This window comes from Microbacterium sp. ZW T5_56, assembly GCF_044987425.1.
GTDB lineage: Bacteria > Actinomycetota > Actinomycetes > Actinomycetales > Microbacteriaceae > Microbacterium.
In genome coordinates, this window is the sequence record NZ_JBJDRI010000007.1 from 51,426 (window position 1) to 75,156 (window position 23,731).

Consider the following 23,731-nt stretch of genomic DNA (forward strand, 5'->3'; position numbering starts at 1 on the left):
TTATGACGCGAATTCCGGGCACGGCTCGGACAGCTCATGCCGCCGTGGAGTATGTCCCATGCATGCCAGGCAATAGAGTGAGCACGGCCAACAAGGCGGGGAGGCGCACGTGGCGGTCGTATTCCAGCCCATCGTCGACCTGAGCGACGGCACCGTGGCCGGCTTCGAAGCACTCTCGCGCTTCTCCGACGGACGCGCCCCCGACCAGCATCTCTCGGACGCACGCGAGCGAGACGCGCTGGTGGACCTCGAACTCGCGCTGCTCACGGACATCCGCAGCGCGGCCGTGAAGGTTGCGGACGGATGTCTGGTGACGTGCAACGCCTCGGGGCCCACCTTCGATGCACTGGAGCGAGACGGCGAGGGGTTCGACCCCCGCCTGCGGTGGGGACTCGAGCTCAGTGAGATGTCGGCACCCGCCGCCTGCACCGCGGCCCGCCGTATCAGCATGGCGCTCGGCTGCCTTCTTCTTCTGGACGACGCCGGCGCCGCGCACTCCACGGTGGAGCGCATCATCGAGCTCCGCCCTGACATCGTGAAGCTGGACCGGGCGATCGTCGCTCAACACCGCGACGATCCGGCGATCCGGGTGCTCGCCGCTCGTCTCTGCGATGCCGCCCGAGTCGTGGGCGCCCGTGTGCTGGTCGAGGGAGTCGAGACGGCAGAGCACGTGGCCGTGGCGCGTGCGCTCGGTGCCGACTATGCGCAGGGGTACCTGTTCGGCCGCCCGGCGCCGATCGCAGACGTGGGCTGATTCGGGGAGGCGAGCGCCTCCGGATGAAATTCACAGGACACAACACGCCATTCGCCATCCGGGCATCGTCTAATGGAAGATGCAGCAGTGACGTGGATGTCGGTGGAATCCCGTCCGCCGGTGCCGCGTGCGGATGAGCGTCGGTGGTCCCGATCCACCCTCTCCTTCGTCGCGCAACCGCGTCCTGAATCAGACGAGGGGAGAACTGCTGTGTCCGGCGGAAGAACCGCGCGGGGGTCCGGCCTCACGCGCACGGGACGGCTCGCGGGCGTCATCGTGATCGCGATCACGGCGCTGGCGGCTGCGCTGCTGTTCGTGGTGATCACACTCACCGCGCCACGACCGGTGTGGAACCCGCGCGAGGGCAGCCTGCTCGGGCTCGAGTTCCGCTACGACGCCGAGGGACCGACCATCGGTCTGCTGATCGGCGCCGTGCTGTTCGCCTGTGCTGCTGCGGCGGCCGTGGTGCTCTACGAACTGCACGTCACGCGTCGGTCTCGCCGAACGCCTCCCGACATCGAGACGCGCCCGCTCGCTCCGCGAAGGATCATGGCGGCGACGCGCGGCGTGTTCGACGGCGAGGTGACGATCACCGCACTGATTCCCGCCCACAACGAGGCCGACAACCTTCCCGCCACGCTCGCCTCCCTGCGACAGCAGACCCATCCGCCCGAGCGGATCATCGTCGTCGCTGACAACTGCACGGACGACACGGTCGCTCTGGCCCGCGCTGCCGGCGTCGAGGTGATCGAGACGGTCGGCAACACCCGCAAGAAGGCGGGGGCGTTGAATCAGGCGCTGTCCCAGCTGCTGCCGGAACTCGGCAACAACGACGGCGTCCTCGTGATGGACGCCGACACACGCTTCGCCACGACACGGTTCCTCCGGGTGGTGCGGCGTCGCATGAGCGCCGACCGAGCGCTGATGGCGGTGGGCGGGCTCTTCCTCGGTGAGAGCGGGCACGGGATTCTGGGGCAGTTCCAGCGCAACGAGTTCACGCGCTACTCCCGGGAGATCCGCCGTCGTCGCGGCAAGGTGTTCGTGCTGACCGGCACCGCGAGCGTGTTCCGCGCACCGGCGCTGCGTGCGGTCGCCGATGCACGGGGCGTGCTCATCCCCGGGAATTCGGGAGAGGTCTATGACACCGTCGCGCTGACCGAGGACAACGAGATCACCATCGCGATCAAGAGTCTCGGCGGGCTGATCATCTCGCCGGCCGAGTGCGTGGTGGTCACCGAGCTGATGCCCACGTGGCGGATGCTGTGGAAGCAGCGACTGCGCTGGCAGCGCGGTGCGCTGGAGAACCTCGGGGAGTACGGGCTCACCCCCACGACAGTGCGCTACTGGTCCCAGCAGATCGGGATCGGATACTCCGTGATCGCACTGACCGCGTACTTCGTGCTCATCATCACGATGCTGTTGGCGCTCGATCAGTGGGTGTGGTTCACGTTCTGGATCGCGATCGGACTGGTGTTCATGATCGAACGCGTGGTCACGGTATGGAGTGGAGGCTGGCGCGCGCGCCTTCTCGCGGCGCTCGTGATCCCCGAGCTGGTGTACGACTTCTTCTGCGACGTGGTGTTCGTCAAGGGCGTGATCGACATGGCGTTCGGACGCGAGGCCACGTGGTCGCATCTGCAGCAGCCCGCCGGGCGCGACAACGTGGCGGTGCAGGCATGAGCGCGCTGGCGACAGCAGGCGTCGTGCACGCGGGGATCGTGCAGGCCGGGATCGTGCTGCCGGAAACGGTGCTGAACAGCGGGTGGTTCGCGGTGCTCGCCGGGTTCGTCGCCGTCAACACCGTGGTGTACGTGTGCCTGGCGATCTTCAAGATGCTGCCACCCCCGCGGTGGCGCTGGCGCGGGCGTTCGCGGAGGTCCGAGACGCGCAACATTCATCCGGATGGGCCCCTCTGAGACAGAGCGAGACAGGTGACTCATAGCGCCTTCTCCGCCGATGCGCCACCCCGGTGATCGCGCGAGCGAACCCGCTTACCGTGCCGGTATGACTGAGCAATTGACCGTACTGGTTCTCAACTGCACGCTGAAGCCGGCCCCCGCTGAGTCGAGCACGGGAGCGTTGGCCGGGCTCGTCGCCGGCGCGCTCGACGACCTCGGGTGCACTGTCGATACGGTGCGCGTCGTCGATCACAGTGTGCAGGCCGGCGTGGAACGGGACATGGGCCCCGGCGACGGGTGGTCGGGGCTGCTGCGGCGGGTACTGGAAGCCGACATCGTGGTGTTCGCCACGCCGACATGGGTGGGGCAGCACTCCAGTGTCGCGCAGCGCGTGATCGAGCGGCTCGACGCCGAACTGTCGCAGACAGACGAACGGGGACGGCCCAGCCTGTACGACCGGGTCGCGATTCCTGTCGTGGTCGGCAACGAGGACGGAGCACACCACATCATCGGCATCCTCGCGCAGACCCTCGGCGATGTCGGGTTCACCGTCGCAGCGCAGACCGGCGTCTACTGGAACGGCGAGGCGATGGGCAAGACGGACTTCATCGCGCTGGAGACCGTTCCCGACATCGTGCGCTCCACCGCGCAGACAGCCGCCATCAACGCGGCACACGTGGCACGGCTGCTGCGGGGACACCCGTACCCCGCACCCACCGAGTGACACCGGGGCGTCGGGTGCTGTCCGTGACGGCATCCGACGCCTCGCTGTCGCGGATCAGATCGGTGTTCCTTCGGGCCGTTGCGGGTCCCGAAAATCGGGGTCGCGGTCGGGGGCGAGATCGAACTCCGGATCCGTCAGAGGTGTCACCTCGGGATCTTCGTCCGGGGAGGGGGCGCGCTCGGGCGCGGTCGGCGGGGCGATGTCCGGATCGCGCTCGGGGACCTGCCCGGGCTCAGGGGCGGGGACGGGGAGCGGATCGCCCGCTTGCGCTCCGGGTTCCTGACCGTGAAGTCCGTCGTCCGTGCCGGGTAGCTGGTCGTCCGTGTCCGCCTCGGGCGGCGGGGCGCCGCCGCCGTCGGCATCGGCCGTCCGATCCGTGCGCGACGGTTTCACGTTGGGCGGGAGAAGGCCCTGATCGGCGACGTCGCCCACATGCTCATCCAGGGCTGGCTCCTGCGTCTGCGGCTCACGGTTGTCCGCATCGTCCTCGCCCGCCACCCTCCGATCGGTCCGCGACGGATGAACGTTCGGGGGCAGCAGGCCTTCGTCGTAGATCTCGCTCATGATTTCTCCTTCCGTTCCTCCCAGGCTCGGGCTGCCGGACGCGATCGGCGACCGGGTTGACAGTGGCGCGATCGCATGTCGCGAGTCAGTGCCCCAGGGCGAGTGAGACGATTCCGAACGCACCCGCCCCGCACATGATGACTGCGGTCGTCCAGCCGAGGATTCGCGCCGCCCAGCCGTTGCGATGCTCGCCCATGAGCTTTCGGTTGCCGGTGATCAGCATGAGCACGATGAGGAACGGCCCGGCTGCGATGCCGTTGATCGTGGCGGAGAGCACGAGCAGCCCGATCGGATCCACCCCGATGATCGAGAGCACCACCGCGGTGGTGAGACCCACCAGCAACAGCGCATAGAACGTCCGCGCTTGGTGGGGTTTGCGATCCAGGCTCCAGGGGCGACCGAGGAGCGCCGCGAATCCCGCGGCACCGGAGGCGGCGAGCACCGGGACCGCGAGCATGCCGGACCCGATGAATCCGATCGCGAAAAGCGCGAAGGCGAAGTCGCCCGCGATCGGCTGCAGTGCCTTCGCAGCGGCCTCGGCGGAGTCGACCTTCTGATGGTGCACGCCAAGCGCCGCCGCGGACGAGACGACGATGGCGAACATGATCGCCACGGAGAACAGCATGCCGATGACCACATCGAACCGGCCCAGCCACAGGGCTCGGCGTGCTTCGGCGGGGGACCGGTCGTCCAGGGTCTTGGGCTTCGCGCGCCCGGTCTTTTCCGTCCGATGAGATCGAGCGTCAGAACGCAGCATCTCCTCGCGCTCTTCGGTCTGCCAGAAGAACATGTAGGGACTGATCGTGGTGCCGAGCACGGCGACCACGAGACCCAGATACTGCGGTTCCCACTCGAAGCCTCGCCCCAGCAGGCCGCTGAGCACGTCGGCCCAATCGACCGACGCGACCACGACGACGCCGACATACGCGAACAGCACCAGGCACAGCCACTTGAAGACGCGCGAGATCCACGCGAAGGAGCCGCGCACCACCACGAAACCGATCACCACACCGGCGATGAGCGACCACAGGGGTGCGGGACCGGCGTGCAGGAGGCTCATGCCTTCGCCGATCGCGACGAGGTCGGCCGCCGCGTTCACGCTGTTGGCGACCAACAGCGCCGCCAGCAGGACGGCGATCCACGTGCGCGCGCCGCGCTGAAAACGTCGACGGATCAGCGCACCGAACGAGTCTCCGGTGGCCAGCGTCATCCGTTCGCACGCCTCTTGCACCACGATCATGAGGGGAAGCGTGAGCGGCACCGTCCACAGCAGCCCGGTGCCATACATCGCCCCGGACTGGGCATAGGTGGCGATCCCTGACGGATCATCGTCGGCGGCGCCGGTGACGATGCCGGGGCCCACCGCCCGCAGGGCGCGGCGGACACCGCCGCCGCTGTCGTCGCCGCTCCCTGCGGGCTGCTTGTCACCCTCCGTTGTCGAAGGGGCCTCGTCTGCGTGCTGGTCGCTCAATCGTCTTGAACCTCCCAGCGGCCGCTCCACTCCGGATGCTCGGGGTCGCTGTAATCTGGGCGGGCCGGCTGCGGCGGCTGATCGGACAGCTCGCCGCCGATGCGACCGCCGAACGGACGACCGTGGTCAGCGAACTCGTCGCGCATGAAGACGAACCGCCAGGCTCCCGCGGTGAACCGGGCACCCGTCCGGAGCACTTCGCTGCGCTCGCCCGCGGGCGAACCCGCGACGTCCGATGCCGCTGCCTCCGGATTGGCGTTCATCTCGCCCTGGCCATGCAGCACGAGAACATACTCGTCGCGATCGTCGTGCGTGATCGTGGCGTGCAACGCGTCGATTCCTGGCAGCACCAACTGGCAGCCGGTCGCGGCTCCGATGCGCACCTCGTCTTCGTCGAGCGGGAAGCTGAACCTCTCGATCTCATCTGTGACGAGCAGATGCGGGTTGCCCGCACCCCACGTGGAGTGAGTGGTGGTCGGCGCGGGACCCGCATCCGCGTTCGCCGGCATCTCCCGCATGCCCGTGTATGGGACATGAGTCTGCTCCGGTTCTTCGGGAACAGCGGTGGCCGGATCCGGCCGTGTCACTCCCGTGGGATCCTCCATCGCTCCACCTTCGCCATGCTCAGGCGTGCTGACGCTCATGCTCACCCTCTCCGATCTCCTCCACGAGCTTGGCGTTGAACGCGGGCAGGTCTTCGGGCGTGCGGCTGGAGACCAGACCCTGATCGACCACGACCTCCTCGTCCACCCAGTCCGCACCGGCGTTACGCAGGTCGGTCTGCAGGCTCGGATAGCTTGTGATCCGTCGCCCGTCCACGACCCCTGCTTCGACGAGGAGCCAGGCACCGTGGCAGATCACGCCCGCCGGCTTGTGTTCGGTGAACATGTCGCGTGCGAACGCGACCGCCTCGCTGTCCAGCCGGAGGTGGTCGGCATTCACGACCCCACCCGGCAGGACCAGAGCGTCGAACGAGTCGGCACTCACCTGACCGAGCACATGGTCCACGGGCTGCTCATGACCGTTCTTGCCGGTGATCGTGCCCGCAGCAGGCGCGATCATGACCGCGTCGGCCCCGGCGGCGGTCACCGCCTCCCACGGACTGGTGAGCTCGCTGTCCTCGAACCCATCCGTCGCGACGAAAGCGATGCGCTTTCCCTGAAGCTTCGACATGACTTCTCCTCTCGTTGGACTCGTCATCCCTCCACGGTTGCCGACGGCCGAGAGGCTGCGTAGGGGATGGCACGGCGAGCACGGTTGTGCTAACCGGCGTGTCTCGCTTCGCCTGCAGCGGGAGGACGTGCGCCAGGATGGACGCGGAGGAACCATGACATCCGACTCGTCCCACTCGCACACCGAGATCCCTCGTCCCACGCCCGCGCAGCTGCGCTGGCAACGGGCGGGCACCGGCGTCTTCTTCCACTTCGGGATCAACACCTTCGGTGACCGGGAATGGAGTGACGGCACGCTTCCGGCGGACCTGTTCGTGCCGACCGACCTCGATGTCCATCAGTGGTTGGACGCCGCGGAGCTCGCCGGGGCACGCTATGTCGTACTCACCGCGAAGCACCACGACGGCTTCTGCCTGTGGCCCACCGCGACCACCGACTACTCGGTGGCCTCCTCGCCCTGGCGTGGCGGGACTGGTGACGTGGTGCGCGAACTGGCCGACGCGTGCCGGGATCGTGGGATGGGATTCGGGCTGTACCTCTCACCCTGGGATCGGCACGCGCCCGAGTACTTCGATCCGGATCGCTACGACGACCTCTATGCCGCGCAGCTGACGGAGCTGCTCACAGGCTATGGCGACCTCGTGGAAGTGTGGTTCGACGGTGCGGGTTCGGAAGGGCGCACGTACGACTGGCCACGCTTCATGCAGCTGGTGGCGCAACACCAACCGGAAGCCATGGTCTTCAACATGGGCGCTCCGACCATCCGCTGGGTGGGTAACGAGGACGGGCTTGCGGCAGACCCGGTGGAGTACGTCGCCGACGCCGTGCCTCTGAGCCAGTACGTCGAGGGTCAGTCCGCGCTCGCGGTGCCGCGCTATCTGCCGCCCGAGTGCGATGTGTCCATTCGTCGCGGGTGGTTCTGGCACGCCGACGAAAGTCCCAAGTCGGTGCCGCATCTCCTCGCGATTCACGCAGGGTCCGTGGAGCTGGGTGCCAACCTGCTGTTGAACCTCCCGCCGGATCGGAGCGGGCGCATCGACGCCGCGGACATCGCTCGTCTCGAGGAGTACCGGGCCGAGCTGGACCTTCGGTTCGGGCAACCGGTCGCGGCGCGGCTTCACGATCAGGGTGGGGGCGTGTGGCGGGCGGAGGTGCCCGACGGCATCATCGCCGGTCACGTCGAGCTGCGCGAGCGTCTCGAAGAGGGGCAGCGCGTCACCCGGCATCGGGTCGAGTCGGCGGGGGAGGTGCTGGCCGCGGGCCACACGATCGGGGTCCGGCGCATCCACCGACTGTCGGGCGTCGACGTGCGCACGCTCACGGTCACCCTCGTCGGCGGTGGCGAACTGGAGGCCGTGCTGGTGCATCCGGCGGCGAGTACGCGGTATGAGCCGCTGCTGCCTGCCGACTATGCCGCATCGACGGATGTGCCCGATCACTGAGGACAGCCAGCGCGCTATTACCGATAATCGATTACACTCGGAGTGTTCGTTAGCGATTGTCGATTGCAGTAATAGGATCACGCCATGCCCGATGCCCTGGATGCCGTCCCCGAGATTCGACGCGGCCTGCTCTCCGACCAGATCTACGACCTGCTGAAGCAGATGATCAAGGGAGGCACGCTGGCGCCGGGGGAGCAGCTGGTGGAATCCGGCCTCGCCAAGAAACTTCAGGTGAGTCAAGCTCCCGTGCGCGAGGCGCTGAAGCGGCTCACCCACGACGGGCTCGTCTCGCATGTCCGCCACCAGGGGTCGTTCGTTGCGACGTACTCCGATGAGGAGATCGAACAGGCGCGCGTCGCCCGCGCCGAGCTCGAGACCCTCGCCGGGAGACTCACCGCGGGCCGCCTCAGCTCAGAAACGCGGGAGCACCTTTCCGGCCTCATCGCTCAGATGCACGATGCCGCCGCGGTGCGCGAGCTGGGCCGATTCCGTGAGTTGGATTTCACCTTTCACCGTGCGGTCATCGAGGCGAGCCGCAACGTCTACCTGCCGCGGATGTGGGACATCATCGAGCCGAGTCTGCGCTCGCTTCATCTGCTGGGCGACCCGGACTTCGTCGGCGACTGGGGAATGGTGGCCGACTGGCACGACGAGCTCCTCGCGGTGCTCGACGCAGGCGACCCCGATGAGGCGGCGGCGTTGTTCCGCGCGCACGCCGCGGGGACGCTGCGCGACATGGTCGCCGGAGCGCCCGACCACGTGGACTGAGGCGGTTCGGGCTCAGAAGCCGTAAAGCCTTCGGGCTGTGGCGCCCCAGAAGTCGTCCGCGTCGGTAGCGTCCTCGCCCCACGCTGCCGCGGTCAGCGCGACGATCGTCTCGTGCGGCGCAACGCGGGCCGACATCGGCCAGTCGCTGCCGAACAGCAGCCGACGAGCGCCGAAGCTCTCGCGCGCGTGCGCGACGATTCTCCGCAGCCGCTCATTCGGCTCGGAGTGGTGGATCACGCCGGATACCTTGGCGTGGGCGGCGGGAAGGGAAGCGAAGTCCGCGAGCGCTCGGTACCAGTTCACGTCGGGCTCGGCGAATCCCAGTCCGAGATGGCAGAGCACGGTGCGCAGCGCGGGATGACGCGCGGCGAGCGCGGTGGCGGCGGGAAGCTGCTCCGGACGTAGCAGCAGCTCCAGCACGAGTCCGTGCTCACTCAGTCCCTCTGCAAGCTGGTCGAGACCGGCGAAGTCGGACAGATCCGCGCGTGCTGAGCCCGCAGCCAGACGTACACCGGCGAGGTGTCGCCACCGGGGTTGCAGGACGCCCGCCCAGCCGTCGGCGCTGGGCTCGTACTGGCCGACCAGGCGCACCGGGCGGGCGGCCGTGGAGGTTTCGTCCTCGAGCCACGTGAACTCACGAAGCGTGTTGGCCGCTTGCACGGCCACGGCGCCGACGCCAGCGGGATTCGCGCCCTCAAGATCGGCGATGAGAACGCGAGGCGGAAGGTCGAGGTCCGCGCGGAACCAGGGGAGTTCGAACGCGTCAACGTCCCAGAGGTGAACGTGCGCGTCCAGATGCGCCCGCGGAGAGTGACGCGGTGGGGTGCCGGCGTCTGAGACCCGCGAGACTTCCGTCTGTGGGCGACAATCGCCGCGTTGCGTGGATTCTCGCCCACAGTCGGAAGTCTCGCGGATAGTGGGGAGTGGTGTGGGGTCAGACACGGGCAAGCGCGTCCCACAGCAGTTCCGGAACCTCAGCGGCGACGCTCGCGACGAACGCGTCGACCTCGTCCGGGGTTCGCGCGCCGACTACCACCGCATCGACCCCGGCGAGTCGGAGGGCGTAGCGCACGGCGGCGTCCGAAAGGCGAACGCCTGCGTCGGCGGCGATCTGCGCCATCCGACGTGCACGAGCCTGCATGTCGGCGGGTGCTTGGCGATAGTCGAAGTAGGGCGTGCCGATCGGGTCGACCAGGATGCCGGAGTTGAACACACCGGCGGCGATGACGCCTACGTCCCGCGCCCTTGCCGCCGGCAGCAGTTCGCTCTCGCCGGTGCGGTCCAGGAGCGTCGTCCGGCCGGCGATCATGACCACGTCCGGGTCGCTCTCTCGCACGAAGCGCGTGAGCGGGTCCGGCCACACCATGCCCACCCCGATCGCTCGAACCACGCCCTCTGCGCGCAGCCGGTCGAGCGCGGGCATCGCCGTGCGCAGCGCCTCATCCACGTCCATCGGATCGTGCAGGTAGAGCAGATCGATGCGGTCGGTGCCGAGTCGGCGGAGGCTCCCCTCGACGCTGCGCAGCACGCCGTCGGCGCTGAGGTCTGGCCCCGTCGAGGCTCCGACAGCACCGATCGATGCGGGTCGTTCGTCGTCGGTCAGGATCTGTCGTCCCACTTTCGTGGCGATGCAGACCCGGTCACGCGGAACGTCCGCGAGCGCGCGCCCGAGGCGACGCTCGCTCTCTCCCGCGCCATAGTGCGGGGCTGTGTCGAAGAAGCGCACCCCATGTTGGATCGCGCGCGAGACGGTGGCGGCGCACTGATCGTCATCCACGGCTGAGAACAGGTTGCCGAACGGCGCGCAGCCGAGGCCGACGAGCGTGGCGTCGTCGGCCTCGGTGCGCAGCGGCATCAGTGCTGGGCGGAACGCCACGTCTCATACTCCTGACGGCTGTCGGGGGTCAGCGGATAGTAGTCGCTGAGCCGGGCGCCCTGATCAAGACGCATCCGGCTGAAGCTCTCCCATTCTTCGTGATCCACGGCGTCTTCGGCCACGGCAGACACCATGGCCTGCGGAACGATGACGGCACCATCATCGTCGGCCACAACGACATCGCCGGGCAGACACAGCGCTCCGCCGACAGCGACGGGCACGTCGAAAGCCCAGGGGAACAGCTCCGACTGGGATGCGTAGTGCGGCGTGACACCCGTGGACCACACGGGAAGGCCGATATCGGCGATCTTGCCCGAATCGCGGATGCGCCCATCCACCACCATTCCCACGCCGCCCCGGCGCTGGAAGTAACGCGCGAGGATGTCTCCCACACATCCCGAGTGCGCGCTGCCGTATGCCTGGACGACGAGCACATCGTCGGGCTGGATGCTCTCCAGCACCTTCCACAGGGCGGTGTGCTTCTCGACGTACTCCTGGCCGAGACCGGAGGCGAGGTCCTCACGCTGCGGCATGAACTGCAGGGTGACGGCGTTGCCGACGATCCGCTGGCCGGTACGGAGCGGGCGGGGGCCCTCGATGAACGAGTGCCGGATTCCCAGACCGTGCAGTTTCGCGCACGCGGTGGCCGCGGAGACCCGCTCGAGCGACGCGAGAGTGTCGGCATCCGCGCGCTGGAACTCGGGTCCGCGAACCGGAAGCTGGAATTCGGGACGGATGAGGGTGGCGGTGTCGGTCATGATCATTCCTTCGCTGCGGACGCGTCGGCGCGTCCGTCATGGTGGGGGCGAGCCGTCTCCGGCTCGACGGTGAGGGTGAGGCGGGCGGCGTGTGCGGGGGCGAGTTCGACGATGACCGTGCCATCGGAGACGTCGTCGGATCGGACGGACATCTCCTCGCGCGGCGATGCATAGGCCTCGCTGCGGCCCGGGTAGGCGCTCTGTGTCACGCCCTCCGAACGCACCGCGGTGATCCGCTGGAGGGCGAACGAGGAGGCGATCAGGCGCACCCGACGAACGTGCACCTGCGACAGATTGACCAGCTCCACGTCCACTTCGCCGTCGCCGAGGCGCGTGACCAGCGCTGCGACATCGGCGGGGAGCCCCGGCCGATCACGATCCTCGTCGCGGTAGCGCAGCGCCGTCAGCGGCAGGCCGCCGTTGTAGAGGATCTGCGGTGCCCCCGACACCAGGTGCGAGAGCACCTCGGTGACCACAGGGTTCACGCGCTGCCAGAAGTGCAGGTGCACGGTGGTGGGGTCGATGTCGGCATCCGTCATCAGGGCGACGCGCCGCGACACCTGACCGAGTGCCATCTCCAGCGCGTGCACCGGGTAGTCGGGTGCCTCGCCGAGAAGGAAACTCAACCAGGCGGCCTCATGACCGGCCTCGGCCTTGTCGCGGAACGCGATCACCTCGGTTGCATCGTGGGGCAGACCACGCAGCAGGGTGCGCAGGCGCGCGAGATCGGCCTCGTCGCGACTGAACCACCACAGCCAGAGCGGCAGGTCCAGGCGCGGCGGACCGTAGTCGAACCAGCCGTCGCGGCCGTAGCGGTGCGGGACGAGCATGCCCGGACGGCCCGCGTACTCGCCGTGTCGCTCCTTCCAACCACCCGTGAGACTGAATCCGGACTCGATCACCGGGCCGAAAATCGCGTGAGCCAGCGAGGCATCCAGGGTCGCTCGAGCCAGATCGAGCGCGTCGGTCGATCCCGAGACGATGGCGTGATTGATCGCGGCGATCACGGTGGCCATGCCGATCGTCTCGAGACCGTGCGGCCAGGTCCAGCCGTAGTGGCCGCCGTGCCAGGCGCCGTCATGGAGCCCGCCGACGCGACCATCGGGGGAGACGTTGTCGGGGATGAGACCGTCGTTGTCTGCAGCGCGGCGACGCCAGCCGTCGATGTAATCGATCACCCACCGCGCCGTGGCCTCGTCCGCGTCATAGAGCCAGCGATTCACCGCGAGGGTGGTCGCCGCGAGGTTGACGGCCACGTCGCCCGCCGCGCGCCGCTGCATCTCCTGACCCATGCGACGGGCGTTGTCCTCGTCGGCGAGGTCGTCCCAGGACTCGATGCCGGGAAGCGAATCCAGTGGCAGACCGTACTTGCGCATCTCGGGCTGATCTGCGCTGTACGCCTGCCACTGCGGGCCGAGTCCGGGCAGCGGACCGAGCGCGCCGTTGTGCGGCGCCCGGATGATGTTGTGCTCCGGATCCCAGTTGCCGTGGCGCGGATCGGTGTACAACTCCGCGAAGCGGCGAGCTCGTTCGGCGAAGGCCGCGTCATCCGGATCCGCCGCAGACAGCGCGTAGAGGAAGATCAGCGACTCGCCCTGGTGGAACCAGTCGTAGCCGTTCTCGTACTCGTCCGTGAGCATGCCGCCCTCGGTGAGCTGGGCGGTCACGCCCTCCCAGTGCCGCTTCGCGGACGCCAGGATCTCGTCGCTGCCGCCGAGGGCGTAGAAGGTCGGCCAGTTGAAGAAGGGTTCGTACAGATCGTCCACGCCGTCGCGGGAATCGAATTCGGGCGTGCGCAGCACACGACCGTCGGCATCGCAGAAGCGGGCATCGAACACGCGCCACGCCTCCTCGACAGCATCGAACAGCCGCCGCTCCAGCACGGCCCACGCGGGAATCCGCGTGAGGGGGAAGGTGAGGACAGTCATCGAGGGGTTCTCCTGGTTGGGGGTTTCGAGGCTCATCGCCGGCTCATCCCTTTGTGGCGCCGGCGACGAGGCCGCCGATGATGTGGCGCTGCATGATGATGAAGAAGATCACCGCGGGGGCGATCGCGAGCAGCAGCGTGGGAAACACCGTGGTGTAGGACGTGCTGTACTGGCTCACCGCCGAGTACACGCCAGTAGTCACCGTGTACAGGCCGGAACTCGGTCCCAGGATGATCTGCGGACTGACGAAGTCGTTCCACACGCTGATCGAGTTCAGCACCATGATCGTCGCCACCACCGGGCGCATGATCGGGAAGATGCAGAGCCAGAAGGCGCGCATTCGACCCGCACCGTCCAGTGCCGCGGCCTCGTCGATGTCGCGCGGCACCGTTCGCAGGTACGCGGCGAACAGGAAGATCGTGATCGGCAGCGTCGCCGCGGTCTCGAACAGCAGGAACCCGGGAATCGTATTGATCAGGCCGAGCACCCGCAGCACGAACACCACCGGGATCAGCGTGACCTGGCCGGGGATGAACATGCCAGAGACGAACAGCAGCAGCAGACCCAGATGCCACTTCGACCGGCCACGGGCGATGACATACGCCACGGGGGCGGACAGGAGGATGCCGAACACGTTCACCAGCACCACGAACAACAGCGTGATGCCATAGGCGGCCACCACATTGAAGCGCTCGGACGTGATCGCCGCCCACAGGTACTCGAAGGTGAGCGTGTCCAGCGAGAAGCCCAGGGGGTTTCGGATGATCTCCTGCTGCGGCTTGAACGCGTTGATGATCATGATGTACATCGGCACGAGCATCACGAGCGCGAGCGCGGACAGCACCACCCAGATCAGCGCCCGGAGTGGACGCGGGCGTCGGCTCCGTCGGGGACCGGTGCGGCGGCGACCGCGGCCGTCGGACGCGGCGAGCGTGCGGGTGTCGGTGGGTTCGTCGACGAGCGCGACGGTTCCGTCGGTGATCAGGGCCATCAGTCGGCCACCTTCTTCTCGGCGCCGCGACGGGCGAGGGTGACGCCGAGCCCGAGCACGGCGGTGATGATGAGCAGCACGACGGACTGCGCGGCCCCCAGTCCCAGCTTCGCGTTCGCGAACGAGTCCTTGAGGATCTGGAACACGATGGTCTGCGTTCCCGCAGCGGGCCCGCCGTCGGTGAGGGCGAGCACCACGTCGTACACCTTCAGTAGACCGACCAAGGTGAGCACGAGATTCACGGTGAGCACGGGCGCGATGAGCGGCACCGTGACGTTGCGGAACTGCTGCCAGGGGCTGGCACCGTCCACCGTGGCCGCCTCGTAGTACTCCGTCGGCACCGACTTGATCCCCGCGATGTAGAGGATCATGTTGAAGCCGAAGTGCGACCACACGATGGTGGCGATCACGCTCGCCTTCGCGAAGCCGATGTCGGTGAGGAACGGCAGGGGATCCAGGCCGATGGCACCCAGCACACTGTTCACCGCTCCCTGGGGGCTCAGCATCGCGGCCCAGAGGAAACCGATGATGAGCGCGCTGATGATGTACGGGTAGAAGAAGATCGTGCGGAACACGGTGTTCGCGCGGCCCGGTCCGGAGATCAGCGCCGCCACCGCCAGCCCCAGCACGTTGCAGGCGATCGTGCCGAAGAACGCGACCACGGCGGTGAAGATCGCCGCATCGATGGTGCGCGGGTTACGGAACGCGTGCGTGTAGTTGTCGAACCCGATGAAGGTGAAGTTGAGGCTGTAGCCGTTCCAGTTCGTGAGGCTGAGCACGAACGCGAGGATCATCGGGATGATGAACATCGCGACGAACACCAGGACGGCCGGCGCGCTCATCAGGAATCCGGGGACGCGCGCACGCCAGCGCATCGCGGGGGAGATTCGCCGCGGGGGCGCGGCAGGACGGTCGAGTGTGACCATGGGAGGCTCCATCACGTGAGCGGGGCGCCCGGGTGGCCGGGCGCCCCGAGGGATCATTGCGCGTTCGCCACGAACCAGGAGTCCAGTGCGCTGTTGACGTCGGCGGCGGAGGTGCCGCCGAGGAGCGCCTGCACCTGCGTGTTCAGCTCGTCGCCGTAGCCGGCGGGCATCGTGCGTTCGCCGTAGCCGTTTCCGGTGGGCGTGTAGCTGGACGCGGGGGTGTCGGCGACGATCTGCAGCAGCTCCTGGGCCAGATCGTTCATCTCGTACTCGTAACCGTCGCGGTAGTTGCCATCGACCTGAAGCTGATCCACAACGGCAGCCTTGTCGGTGGCGAGGTACTCCACCACCTTGAGCGCGGCCTCCTGGTGGTCGCTGGACTTCAGGATCGAGTACGGGCTCGCGATGTTCGCGCCCATCGCCGGGTTCTCCACCGATGCATCGGCGGGGCCGGCGAAGACGCCGATCTGGGGCGGGTTGTCGGCGTTGGCCTCGGCGGCGGCGAACCAGCTTCCCATCGGATACAGCGCGCTCTTTCCGGCGAGGAAGCTCTGCTCCGCGTCCGGGTACTTGATGCCGAGGGCATCGGAGTTGAGATACCCCTTCGCCACCCAGTCCGCGTAGATGTCGGTGTAGGGGCCCGCCGTCTTGCTGAACGTGAGGTCGCCGGAGCTCATCTTCTGGAACCAGTCCTCGTTCTCCGCGACGACGGAGGGGAGGGCCAGCGCCTGGTACGACATCTGCGACATCCAGTCGCCGCCGGTCTGGATGGGCGTCCAGCCAGCGTCCTTGAGCTTCGCCAGGTCCGCGGTGAACTCATCGAGGTTCTTCGGCGTCTCGGTGATGCCGGCCTCCTCGAAGGCCGTCTTGTTGTAGAACCAGAGGCTCTGCAGCTGGATGCCGACGCCCGCCATGTACTGCTTGCCGTCGATGGCGTACTGCTCGGCCAGCGGGCCGTTCGCCGCCCAGTCGTACGAGGACAGGTCGACGAACTCCTGGGCGAGCTCCGGGGTGGGCGCGAGCGACTGGACGATGTCGGGGGCATCGCCGGATGCGAGCAGCCGTGGCAGTGCCTTCTGCACGCCGTCGGCGCCGGGGCTCTGGATGATGACGTCGATGTCCGGGTTCGCGTCCTCGAACGGCTTCACCAGTTCGTTCCACCATTCCTCGGTGAGGTTGGGGGTGATGTTCACGAGCACGCGGACCTCGGTCGTGCCGCCGGCGTCACCGCCGTCGTCGCCTGAGCCGCCCGTGCTGCATCCGGTGAGCGCGGCCACGGCGAGCAGCGCGATGCTCATCGTCGCCAGGGAACGTTTCTTGATCATCGTCGATCCTCTCGTCTTCGAAAGCTCCGGGGGAGGAGGTGAACATGACGATAATCGATAATCGGTAGCGCATGCAAGACTTTGACCCAAACATCGGATCACTTCGCCCCCCGCATGGGTGTCGGAGTGTGCGCGTGCCCTAACCTGATGCCACGAGAGGACCCCATGCTCCGCATTCATTTCACCGGTGACTCCATCACCGACGCTGGACGAGACCGCGCCGATCCCGCCTCGCTCGGGGATGGATACGTGTCGCTGTTGGCGCAGACACCGGAGTTGTCGGGCGCGCACCTCGGCAATTCAGGAATCGCGGGCAACCGCGCGATCGATCTGGTCGAGCGCTGGGAGCGCGACGTGCTGGCGGCACGGCCGGACGTGCTCTCGATCTACGTGGGGATCAACGATGTCTGGCGGCGCTTCGACAGCGAAGACCCCACAACGGACGAGGACTTCGCCGCGCGGCTGCGGGACATACTCAACCAGGTCCCGCCGCGCGTGCGAGTGCTGCTGGTGGAACCCTTCCTCCTGCCCGTGACCGCGGAGCAGTCCACGTGGCTGTCCGAGCTTGAGGGGAAACAGCGCGTTGTCGCGGCGCTCGCGGACGAGTATGGCGCGCAGTTCGTCCGGCTGCAGCAGCGGCTGACCGCGGCAGCGCGGGAGGAGCCCGCCGCGTGGGCGCCGGACGGTGTGCATCCGTTCCCGCAGGCTTCGCGGGTGATCGCCGACGCGTGGCTGGAGGCATACCGCCGACTCACGGTCTGAATCCCGGCGGCGGGTATTACGGTGGGGGCATGAGCGGGCGGGACGCGGCGGGGAGCGCCGAGCTGAATCGGCTCCAGCGTGCCGTCTACGGCCCGGACGCCGGCGCGGACGCGGAGGATGCGCAGACGCGCCTTCGCGAGTTGCAGGCGTCGGTGCCCGATGATGCGCCCGGACGCTTCGACGGCTTACCTGGGCCGGTCGACGGCATGGGCGCTACCCCACCTGTGCTTGCGGGACCCCGCAGCTTCACTCCGATGGAGCGTATTTTGTGGGCGGGCGTCGGCGCGCTGACCGTCGTCGCGCTCACGATCGCCGGGTTCTTCCTCGGCGCCGTCACCGCGCCACATCCGGACCGCGTGCTGATCCCGGTGTGGGAAGCCGAATCCGCCACGGTGGGACACGAGGAGGTCGTGGACTATCGCGAGTTCACGGCGGATCGGATGAAGATCGGCATCGGCACACTGAGCGCGGAGGGCGCCGATGCGGTTCGGTGCCTGTATGTCGCTGGTCCCACCGCCGACCTGAGCACCGAGACGCTGTTCGGTACATGCGCGCCGGTGAGCATCTACGGCACCACGTGGGAAGTGGCCGGCGACCTGAACACGTCGAGCTCGTTGTTCGGTCTCGGCCGACAGGACTCGATTCGATTCATCGAGCGAGACTTCGGGCTTGACGTCTGGCTGTCGCGGGAGCCGACGTGAGCGCGGAGGTGATCGATGCCCGGGACTCCGATGGTGAGGAGTCGGAGCACGCGCTGTTGCGGCGCGCCTTCGGGCCTCGTGCGAGTGAACTGAGTCCCGATGACGCGCGGGTGCTCGCCGACGTCATCCAACGACGCGCCGCGAACCGAATTGCTCCTCACTGCGACGCGGGGGTCTCTGGCTGGACCGCGGGGCAGGCAGCGGTGGCGGTCGATGCGGAGCACCCGTCTCACGAACTCGCTGATTGTGCGGATCGTCGCGGTCTCGGTCTCGGTCTCGGTCTCGGTGTCGGTGGCGGTGTCGGTGTCGGTGCTGATGCTGATGCTGATGCTGATGCTGATGCTGATGCTGATGCTGATGCTGATGCTGATGGCGGTGTCGGTGCTGATGGCGATGTCGATGTCGACTCTGCGCGTCGCCGCGCGTCCCGGCTGCGCGGACAGCGGGTGCGCGCGGCTGCCGTCGGTGCGGCGATCGCCGCGGCGGCCGTCGGGGTGGGCTCGTTGATCTGGGGCGTCTCACAGCCGCGACCGGCCGTTGTGCTGCATGGTGAGCCGATGACGGCCGCGGAGACCGAGGACATGCTTGAGGTCGAGCCGAGCTTCTTTCAGACCTACGCCGTCACAACGGGCGTCTCGTACGGGGAGGCCTACGGTGTCCAGGTGATCGGGGCAACCCTGCACAGTGCGGTGCGCGACGATGCCATGGACTGCCTGTGGCTGTTGGATCCCGGGAGCTACGCCTTGCCCCTCTGCAGCGGCGCTGGCGAAGGATCAGACTATCCTCGCCTGATCGACCTCTGGTTCGACGGCGAGTCCTTCACCTGGGACCCGTCAACGTCGGAGGCGATGCGCCAGATCCGGATCTCCGTGCAGGGTGACCGACTGGAGATGTGGGAACAGGCGCTCGATATGTCCTCATGAGTTGAGCGAGTCGGTTGGCTCGCGCCGCTGCGTGCCGCCCGCTTGATTCAGATCGTGACCGAGTCTCCCGGGTCCAGCTCGTGGAATGTGCCGCCACCCTGCTCGGTGGCCCAGGCGAGGCGTCCGCGGTGCATCGTGCGCCCGATGGCGGACAGCGTCATGTCGTGGGTCCCGAACGCCTGGTTCGGCGCGACCTCGAGCACGAAGTCGATCGCGTCGGAGATCTTCAGCCACGGAGCGCCGAGCGGAGCGGCGAGGAGCGTCACGGGAACGGCCGGGGCGGCATAGGAGTCGCCGGGGTAGTAGAAAGCGTCGTCGACAAGCACCCCCACGTTGTCGATGAGCGGAATCGAGCGGTGGATCTCGGCGTGCACTCCGCCGAAGAATCGCAGCACGAAAGATCCGGCCTGCACGGTGTCTCCCGCTGCGACGACGGTGATGTCGTAGCCGGACGCCACGGCGGCGACGCCCGCCGGAGCGAAGATCGGGATGCCGGGATTGCTCGCGAGGATCTGGTCCAGCGTGCGCGGGCTCCAGTGATCCTCGTGCTGGTGGGTCAGCACGATCGCGACGGTGCGGGGGATCTCCGTGAGGCTGGCCAGGAAGCTGCCGGGGTCGATGATCAGCGATTCGCCGTCCTTGTCCAGGACGACCGTGGCGTGCTCGTACTTCGTGATGCGCATGGGACGAGTCAACCCCTTTTGCCCGCTCACGCCAAGCGCGCATGACCGGCAGTCGTCAGGAAGATGAACACGCCCGAGATCGACGAAGCAGGGGGGCGATTTGCAGAGCGGTCCTCTCCTCATGCATACTAAATGAGTCGTAAGCGCGCCGAAAGGCCGCGGAAGACACTCGGCCCCATCGTATAGCGGCCTAGTACGTCGCCCTCTCACGGCGGTAACGCGGGTTCGAATCCCGCTGGGGTCACCGAGTGAGAACACCCCCGGACACTCGTCCGGGGGTGTTCTCGTTTCCGCACTCCCCAACCCTGCGAGACCAGCCCCCGCGAGACTTTCGTCCGTGGGTGACACTCAACGCGATGCGGCGATACCACCGCAGAGCATCGCCCGACACGCTCGGCATCGACGAGGGCCGACGTCCTTGATACGATCCGCCTGCGCCCGTCAGATTGCCTGCGCGTCGCGAAAGAGGAGCAAGCATGGCCGATGATCGCTGGTCGGGGACGGGCAGCAAGACGGACCCCTGGGTGCTGAAGACCGCACCCTTGTCGTCGCAGTACACGATGTACCGAGACGACTCGAGCGATCCGGCGCTTCTGGTCTGCCAGGTGGGAACCACGAAGCTGACCTACCTCGCTTCCGGGATCGAGGATCTCCATGCAGAGTTGCTGCGGCGCGGGGACTGGGTGGTTCTCGGTGCCGCGGATGAAGGCAAAGAGCCGGCGGCGGACACCGTTGAGGCCTGGGGTCGATCGGCCGACAACCCGGTCGGCGGCTGGTACGGACAGCGAAAAGGGTATCGCGGACGCTTCGGGATGTATCTCCCTCCGCTGCTTGAGGCACTGGGGCTCGTCGAGCTCGAGCACAACGCCCGCAACAATCGCGTCCGAGCGGTGCCGCGCCCAGAGTGAGGCGCGGACGCGCCCCGTGGGGGTGGCCGCACACGTAGATGATCCCGGCCGCTCGTGAGCGACCGGGATCATCTACGTCTCGAAGGTGTCAGCCCTTCAGTGCCTCGTCGAGCGCGGCGTCGTCCGCCTCGGCCTGCGCCTCGCCGCTGGCCTCACGGCGAGCACGACGACGGTTCTGCACGGCGCGGACGATCGGCAGCACGATCAACAAGATGACGCCGATCACCACGAGCCACGGGATCGCGAATCCGAGGGCGATCAGCAGTGCGTTCCCGGCCGCGATCAGGCCGTTCCATCCGTTCCAGAAACCGTCTCCGAATCCGGCGGGATCCGCGGTCACGGAGGTCGTCGCCAGGCTGAGGTTCACGGACAACGTCGACATCGCGACCTGATCCTGCAGGCTCGCCAGCTGCTGCTGCAGCGACTCGAGCTCTGCCTGACGCTCGGCCAGGGCGCTCTCAGCGGCGACCAGATCGGCGACCGATCCCGACGCCTTCATGAGCTCCTCGAGCCGTGCGACCGAGGTCGACAGCGAATCCACTCGGGCCTGCAGATCCACGCTCTGCGATGTGACGTCGGTGCGGTTGATCGACTGCGACGCGATGGTGCCGAGATCGGCGAGGTCCGCAATCGCTGTCGTGATGTCGGACTCGGGAATCCGGAGGGACACATAGCCGTAGTCGGCGCGCACGTTCGCCGAGGCCGCGGGGTCGATCACTCCGCCCCCGTTGCCGACGCTCTGAGAGGCGACGTATCCGCCGTGATTCTGAGCGAAGATCGCCAGCTGCGCGGAGGCGGCCGTGATGTCGTCCACCTGCAGGCCGACATCCGCCGTGGTGACGATCTGCGGTTCGACGGGTGTGACGGCAGCCGAGTTTGCGCCCCCGCTCGCAGCGAATGAGTCGCCGCGGAGCGCGGCGGAATCCGCGGCGCCCTCCAGCGCTTTGCCTGCGTCGACGGCGGCGGCATCCGGCGCGCCGCCCCCCGCAGCCTCGGACCAGCTGGACCCGGCGGCACTGTCCTGCGCCATCGTGGAGGCGACCAGCTGCGGACCGAGTACGGCACCGGTGGCGACGACGGCGACCGTCGCCGCGGCGGTGGTCCAGCCCGCCGTCAGCCGGCGACGATGGCGGCGCGCGCGGTCGGCGCGGTCCTGCTGCGTCTGGGTCGCGATGCGGGCGAAGACGACATTCTCCATCCGATCGATGGTGGATTCGTCCAGCTCGGGAAGTTCGGGCTTCGCGAGCGGCGGTGTGGCCTTCATCAGCTCTCCGATTCGGTCAGGGTGGTCCGCAGACGGGTGCGAATGCGGGAGAGACGGTTTCGGACGACGCCATGGCCGACCGACAGGGAGTCCGCTGCGGCCTGATAGCCGTAGCCTTCGACGACGCACAGGCGGAAGATCTCGCGGTCGATCTCGCTCATCGCGTCGATCTCGGCCGTGATGCGTTCCGCCAGATCGGCGCCGATGACCTGGTCCTCGACGTTCACCGTGTCGGGCACGGCCTCGTCGACCAGCTCGGTGCGATGTGCGAGGTCGCGGCGACGCGAACGCAGCCGGTTCGCAGCCTGGAAGCGGCAGATCGTCGCCAGCCAGGGCAGCAGGGACGAACCCTGCAGCTCCAGGCCTGCGAGTTTCCGCCACGCCACCACGAACGTTTCCTGGGCGACATCCTCGGCGTCAGCGGCGTTGGACAGCAATCCGTACGCGATCCAGTAGACCGGTTTCACGTACTGCCGGTACAGCCGTTGAAAGGCGTGTTCGCTGCCTCCCGCGGCCGCGGCCACGAGGTCGGCGTCGTCGAGTACTGCCTCCACGCGCCCTCCTTCTGTTGTCTCTCACCTGACAGTGTGTCGGTGGCAGATATCGTCTCAGACCTCGAGCGACAGGAACCGCAGGCTGGCGCGCGGGTCGATGTCGATCTCGCGCTAGAATCGATGAAGCGAGGGGGAGTATCCCACAAACGCGCCATCGTCATCACGAGCTTCGGCTCCGGTTGCGCACCGCTCATGGAGCGGGGGAGAGACTTTCGGTCATTCGTCATATCCTCCGAAAGGCCTCCGTGATCTCCACGACCTTCCTTCCCATGCAGAACGCTCTGCTCGAGCTTCCGCCCGTCTTCGAGATCGGCTCGCTCATCGTGCTGGTCCTGATCCTGGTGGCGGATCTGCTGCTGGTGCTCAAGCGCCCGCACATCCCGTCCACCAAGGAGTCGACGCTCTGGGTGGTCTTCTACGTCACGCTCGCGCTGATCTTCGCCGTGCTGATGTGGATCTTCGCCGACGGCGAGCACGCCGGGCAGTTCATCGCCGGATGGCTCACCGAGTACAGCCTCTCGATCGACAACCTCTTCGTCTTCGTGCTGATCATGACGCAGTTCAAGGTGCCGCGCCGCTACCAGCAGGAAGTGCTGATGGTGGGCATCATCATCGCGCTGATCCTGCGCGCCGCCTTCATCCTGCTGGGTGCAGCCGTGATCGAGCGCTGGTCGTGGATCTTCTACATCTTCGGTGCGTTCCTGCTGTACACCGCCATCAAGCAGGCGCTGGAGAACTCTTCCGAGGACGATGAGGAGAAGGAGAGTCTGATCGTGCGGCTCGTCCGCCGCGTCATTCCCGTCACCGATGAGTTCGACGGTGCCAAGGTGACCACGCGCATCGACGGTCGCCGGGTGTTCACCCCGATGATCATCGTGTTCATCGCGATCGGTGTGACTGACCTGCTGTTCGCGATCGACTCGATCCCGGCGATCTTCGGAATCACCACGAGCCCGTTCATCGTGTTCACCGCGAACCTCTTCGCGCTGATGGGTCTGCGCCAGCTGTACTTCCTGCTCGGCGATCTCCTGGAGCGCCTGCGCTACCTGCACTACGGCATCGCGGCGATCCTGGCCTTCATCGGCGTAAAGCTCGTCTTCCACGCCATGCACGAGAACTCGCTCCCGTTCCTCAACGGCGGACAGCCCTTCGAGTGGGCTCCCGAGATCAGTACCTGGACCTCGCTGATCGTCATCGTCGCATCGATGTCGATCGCCACAATCGCCAGCCTCATCGCCTCCGGGCGTGAGCGCCGTGTCGCGGCGCGTAACGTGGAAACACGGGACTGACCCGCGGTTCTTTCGCACCAGGGCACCCGCCTCGGCGGGTGCCCTGGTGC

25 protein-coding genes and 1 tRNA gene are annotated in these 23,731 nt (G+C 67.4%); 12 read left to right on the plus strand and 14 right to left on the minus strand.

The window, feature by feature from the left end; all coding sequences use genetic code 11:
• Positions 1 to 109 precede the first annotated feature (109 nt).
• The 4 genes from ACI3KU_RS05005 (at position 110) to ACI3KU_RS05020 (ending at position 3,376) form a co-directional block, all read left to right on the plus strand.
• On the plus strand, positions 110 to 754 hold the full coding sequence (locus ACI3KU_RS05005; protein ID WP_404921191.1) for an EAL domain-containing protein: 645 nt from the start codon (positions 110 to 112) through the stop codon (positions 752 to 754).
• A 210-nt stretch (positions 755 to 964) separates the two neighbouring features.
• A complete protein-coding gene (locus ACI3KU_RS05010) occupies positions 965 to 2,434 on the plus strand; it encodes a glycosyltransferase family 2 protein (RefSeq protein WP_404921192.1) in 1,470 nt (489 codons plus the stop codon).
• Complete coding sequence (locus tag ACI3KU_RS05015) at positions 2,431 to 2,670, plus strand: hypothetical protein (protein ID WP_404921193.1); 240 nt, start codon at positions 2,431 to 2,433, stop codon at positions 2,668 to 2,670. The genes ACI3KU_RS05010 and ACI3KU_RS05015 overlap by 4 nt, the downstream gene beginning before the upstream one ends.
• Positions 2,671 to 2,758: 88 nt before the next feature.
• On the plus strand, positions 2,759 to 3,376 hold the full coding sequence (locus tag ACI3KU_RS05020) for a flavodoxin family protein (protein ID WP_404921194.1): 618 nt from the start codon (positions 2,759 to 2,761) through the stop codon (positions 3,374 to 3,376).
• Between the two features lie 54 nt (positions 3,377 to 3,430).
• Here ACI3KU_RS05020 and ACI3KU_RS05025 read toward each other — a convergent pair whose 3' ends face one another.
• From ACI3KU_RS05025 to ACI3KU_RS05040, 4 genes are all read right to left on the minus strand, one after another.
• The gene (locus ACI3KU_RS05025; RefSeq protein WP_404921195.1) at positions 3,431 to 3,940 is read right to left on the minus strand and encodes a hypothetical protein; all 510 of its coding nucleotides are present in this window, start codon (positions 3,938 to 3,940) and stop codon (positions 3,431 to 3,433) included.
• Positions 3,941 to 4,025: 85 nt separating this feature from the next.
• Positions 4,026 to 5,411, minus strand: coding sequence for an Nramp family divalent metal transporter (locus tag ACI3KU_RS05030; RefSeq protein ID WP_404921196.1), 1,386 nt, complete (start codon positions 5,409 to 5,411; stop codon positions 4,026 to 4,028).
• On the minus strand, positions 5,408 to 6,055 hold the full coding sequence (locus ACI3KU_RS05035) for an FHA domain-containing protein (protein ID WP_404921197.1): 648 nt from the start codon (positions 6,053 to 6,055) through the stop codon (positions 5,408 to 5,410). The genes ACI3KU_RS05030 and ACI3KU_RS05035 overlap by 4 nt, the downstream gene beginning before the upstream one ends.
• A complete protein-coding gene (locus ACI3KU_RS05040; RefSeq protein ID WP_404921198.1) occupies positions 6,036 to 6,584 on the minus strand; it encodes a type 1 glutamine amidotransferase domain-containing protein in 549 nt (182 codons plus the stop codon). The genes ACI3KU_RS05035 and ACI3KU_RS05040 overlap by 20 nt, the downstream gene beginning before the upstream one ends.
• Positions 6,585 to 6,738: 154 nt before the next feature.
• Here ACI3KU_RS05040 and ACI3KU_RS05045 point away from each other — a divergent pair, with 154 nt between their 5' ends.
• Together ACI3KU_RS05045 and ACI3KU_RS05050 are read left to right on the plus strand one after the other, a co-directional pair.
• Entirely contained in the window at positions 6,739 to 8,025 is a 1,287-nt protein-coding gene (locus tag ACI3KU_RS05045; RefSeq protein ID WP_404921199.1) for an alpha-L-fucosidase, read from the plus strand.
• A gap of 84 nt (positions 8,026 to 8,109) precedes the next feature.
• Positions 8,110 to 8,793, plus strand: a complete 684-nt coding sequence (locus tag ACI3KU_RS05050) for a GntR family transcriptional regulator (RefSeq protein WP_404921200.1) — start codon at positions 8,110 to 8,112, stop codon at positions 8,791 to 8,793.
• Positions 8,794 to 8,805: 12 nt separating this feature from the next.
• Here ACI3KU_RS05050 and ACI3KU_RS05055 read toward each other — a convergent pair whose 3' ends face one another.
• The 7 genes from ACI3KU_RS05055 to ACI3KU_RS05085 are packed head-to-tail and all read right to left on the minus strand — an operon-like array spanning position 8,806 to position 16,597.
• Complete coding sequence (locus ACI3KU_RS05055) at positions 8,806 to 9,735, minus strand: amidohydrolase family protein (RefSeq protein WP_404921201.1); 930 nt, start codon at positions 9,733 to 9,735, stop codon at positions 8,806 to 8,808.
• A complete protein-coding gene (locus tag ACI3KU_RS05060; RefSeq protein WP_404921202.1) occupies positions 9,728 to 10,669 on the minus strand; it encodes an aldo/keto reductase in 942 nt (313 codons plus the stop codon). The genes ACI3KU_RS05055 and ACI3KU_RS05060 overlap by 8 nt, the downstream gene beginning before the upstream one ends.
• On the minus strand, positions 10,648 to 11,427 hold the full coding sequence (locus tag ACI3KU_RS05065) for a ribonuclease activity regulator RraA (RefSeq protein WP_404921203.1): 780 nt from the start codon (positions 11,425 to 11,427) through the stop codon (positions 10,648 to 10,650). The genes ACI3KU_RS05060 and ACI3KU_RS05065 overlap by 22 nt, the downstream gene beginning before the upstream one ends.
• 2 nt (positions 11,428 to 11,429) lie before the next feature.
• Positions 11,430 to 13,391 carry a hypothetical protein gene (locus ACI3KU_RS05070; RefSeq protein WP_404921204.1) on the minus strand — a complete coding sequence of 654 codons (1,962 nt, stop codon included), beginning with the start codon at positions 13,389 to 13,391 and terminating at the stop codon, positions 11,430 to 11,432.
• 7 nt (positions 13,392 to 13,398) lie between these two features.
• The gene (locus ACI3KU_RS05075; protein ID WP_404921205.1) at positions 13,399 to 14,346 is read right to left on the minus strand and encodes a carbohydrate ABC transporter permease; all 948 of its coding nucleotides are present in this window, start codon (positions 14,344 to 14,346) and stop codon (positions 13,399 to 13,401) included.
• Entirely contained in the window at positions 14,346 to 15,272 is a 927-nt protein-coding gene (locus ACI3KU_RS05080) for a carbohydrate ABC transporter permease (RefSeq protein ID WP_404921206.1), read from the minus strand. Before ACI3KU_RS05080 ends, ACI3KU_RS05075 begins: the two co-directional genes overlap by 1 nt.
• Before the next feature lie 53 nt (positions 15,273 to 15,325).
• Complete coding sequence (locus ACI3KU_RS05085; RefSeq protein ID WP_404921207.1) at positions 15,326 to 16,597, minus strand: ABC transporter substrate-binding protein; 1,272 nt, start codon at positions 16,595 to 16,597, stop codon at positions 15,326 to 15,328.
• A gap of 165 nt (positions 16,598 to 16,762) precedes the next feature.
• Between ACI3KU_RS05085 and ACI3KU_RS05090 the strand changes: the two genes are divergently transcribed.
• From ACI3KU_RS05090 to ACI3KU_RS05100, 3 genes are read left to right on the plus strand one after another with little or no spacing between them, the layout of a single operon-like run.
• Positions 16,763 to 17,359 (plus strand): SGNH/GDSL hydrolase family protein, encoded by a 597-nt coding sequence (locus ACI3KU_RS05090; protein WP_404921208.1) that lies wholly within the window; start codon positions 16,763 to 16,765, stop codon positions 17,357 to 17,359.
• A 29-nt stretch (positions 17,360 to 17,388) separates the two neighbouring features.
• Positions 17,389 to 18,060, plus strand: a complete 672-nt coding sequence (locus ACI3KU_RS05095) for a hypothetical protein (protein ID WP_404921209.1) — start codon at positions 17,389 to 17,391, stop codon at positions 18,058 to 18,060.
• Positions 18,057 to 18,983, plus strand: a complete 927-nt coding sequence (locus tag ACI3KU_RS05100; RefSeq protein ID WP_404921210.1) for a hypothetical protein — start codon at positions 18,057 to 18,059, stop codon at positions 18,981 to 18,983. Before ACI3KU_RS05095 ends, ACI3KU_RS05100 begins: the two co-directional genes overlap by 4 nt.
• A 47-nt stretch (positions 18,984 to 19,030) precedes the next feature.
• Here ACI3KU_RS05100 and ACI3KU_RS05105 read toward each other — a convergent pair whose 3' ends face one another.
• Complete coding sequence (locus ACI3KU_RS05105) at positions 19,031 to 19,666, minus strand: MBL fold metallo-hydrolase (RefSeq protein WP_404921211.1); 636 nt, start codon at positions 19,664 to 19,666, stop codon at positions 19,031 to 19,033.
• 171 nt (positions 19,667 to 19,837) lie between these two features.
• On the opposite strand from ACI3KU_RS05105, the gene ACI3KU_RS05110 reads away from it, so the two are divergent.
• A tRNA-Glu gene (locus tag ACI3KU_RS05110) sits at positions 19,838 to 19,910 on the plus strand.
• A gap of 232 nt (positions 19,911 to 20,142) precedes the next feature.
• On the plus strand, positions 20,143 to 20,574 hold the full coding sequence (locus ACI3KU_RS05115; RefSeq protein ID WP_404921212.1) for a DUF6855 family protein: 432 nt from the start codon (positions 20,143 to 20,145) through the stop codon (positions 20,572 to 20,574).
• Positions 20,575 to 20,662: 88 nt separating this feature from the next.
• Here the strand turns inward: ACI3KU_RS05115 and ACI3KU_RS05120 are convergent, their stop codons facing one another.
• Complete coding sequence (locus ACI3KU_RS05120) at positions 20,663 to 21,838, minus strand: DUF4349 domain-containing protein (protein WP_404921213.1); 1,176 nt, start codon at positions 21,836 to 21,838, stop codon at positions 20,663 to 20,665.
• Positions 21,838 to 22,392, minus strand: coding sequence for an RNA polymerase sigma factor (locus ACI3KU_RS05125; protein ID WP_404921214.1), 555 nt, complete (start codon positions 22,390 to 22,392; stop codon positions 21,838 to 21,840). Before ACI3KU_RS05125 ends, ACI3KU_RS05120 begins: the two co-directional genes overlap by 1 nt.
• A gap of 269 nt (positions 22,393 to 22,661) precedes the next feature.
• On the opposite strand from ACI3KU_RS05125, the gene ACI3KU_RS05130 reads away from it, so the two are divergent.
• Positions 22,662 to 23,681, plus strand: a complete 1,020-nt coding sequence (locus tag ACI3KU_RS05130; protein ID WP_404921270.1) for a TerC family protein — start codon at positions 22,662 to 22,664, stop codon at positions 23,679 to 23,681.
• The last annotated feature ends 50 nt before the right edge of the window (positions 23,682 to 23,731 follow it).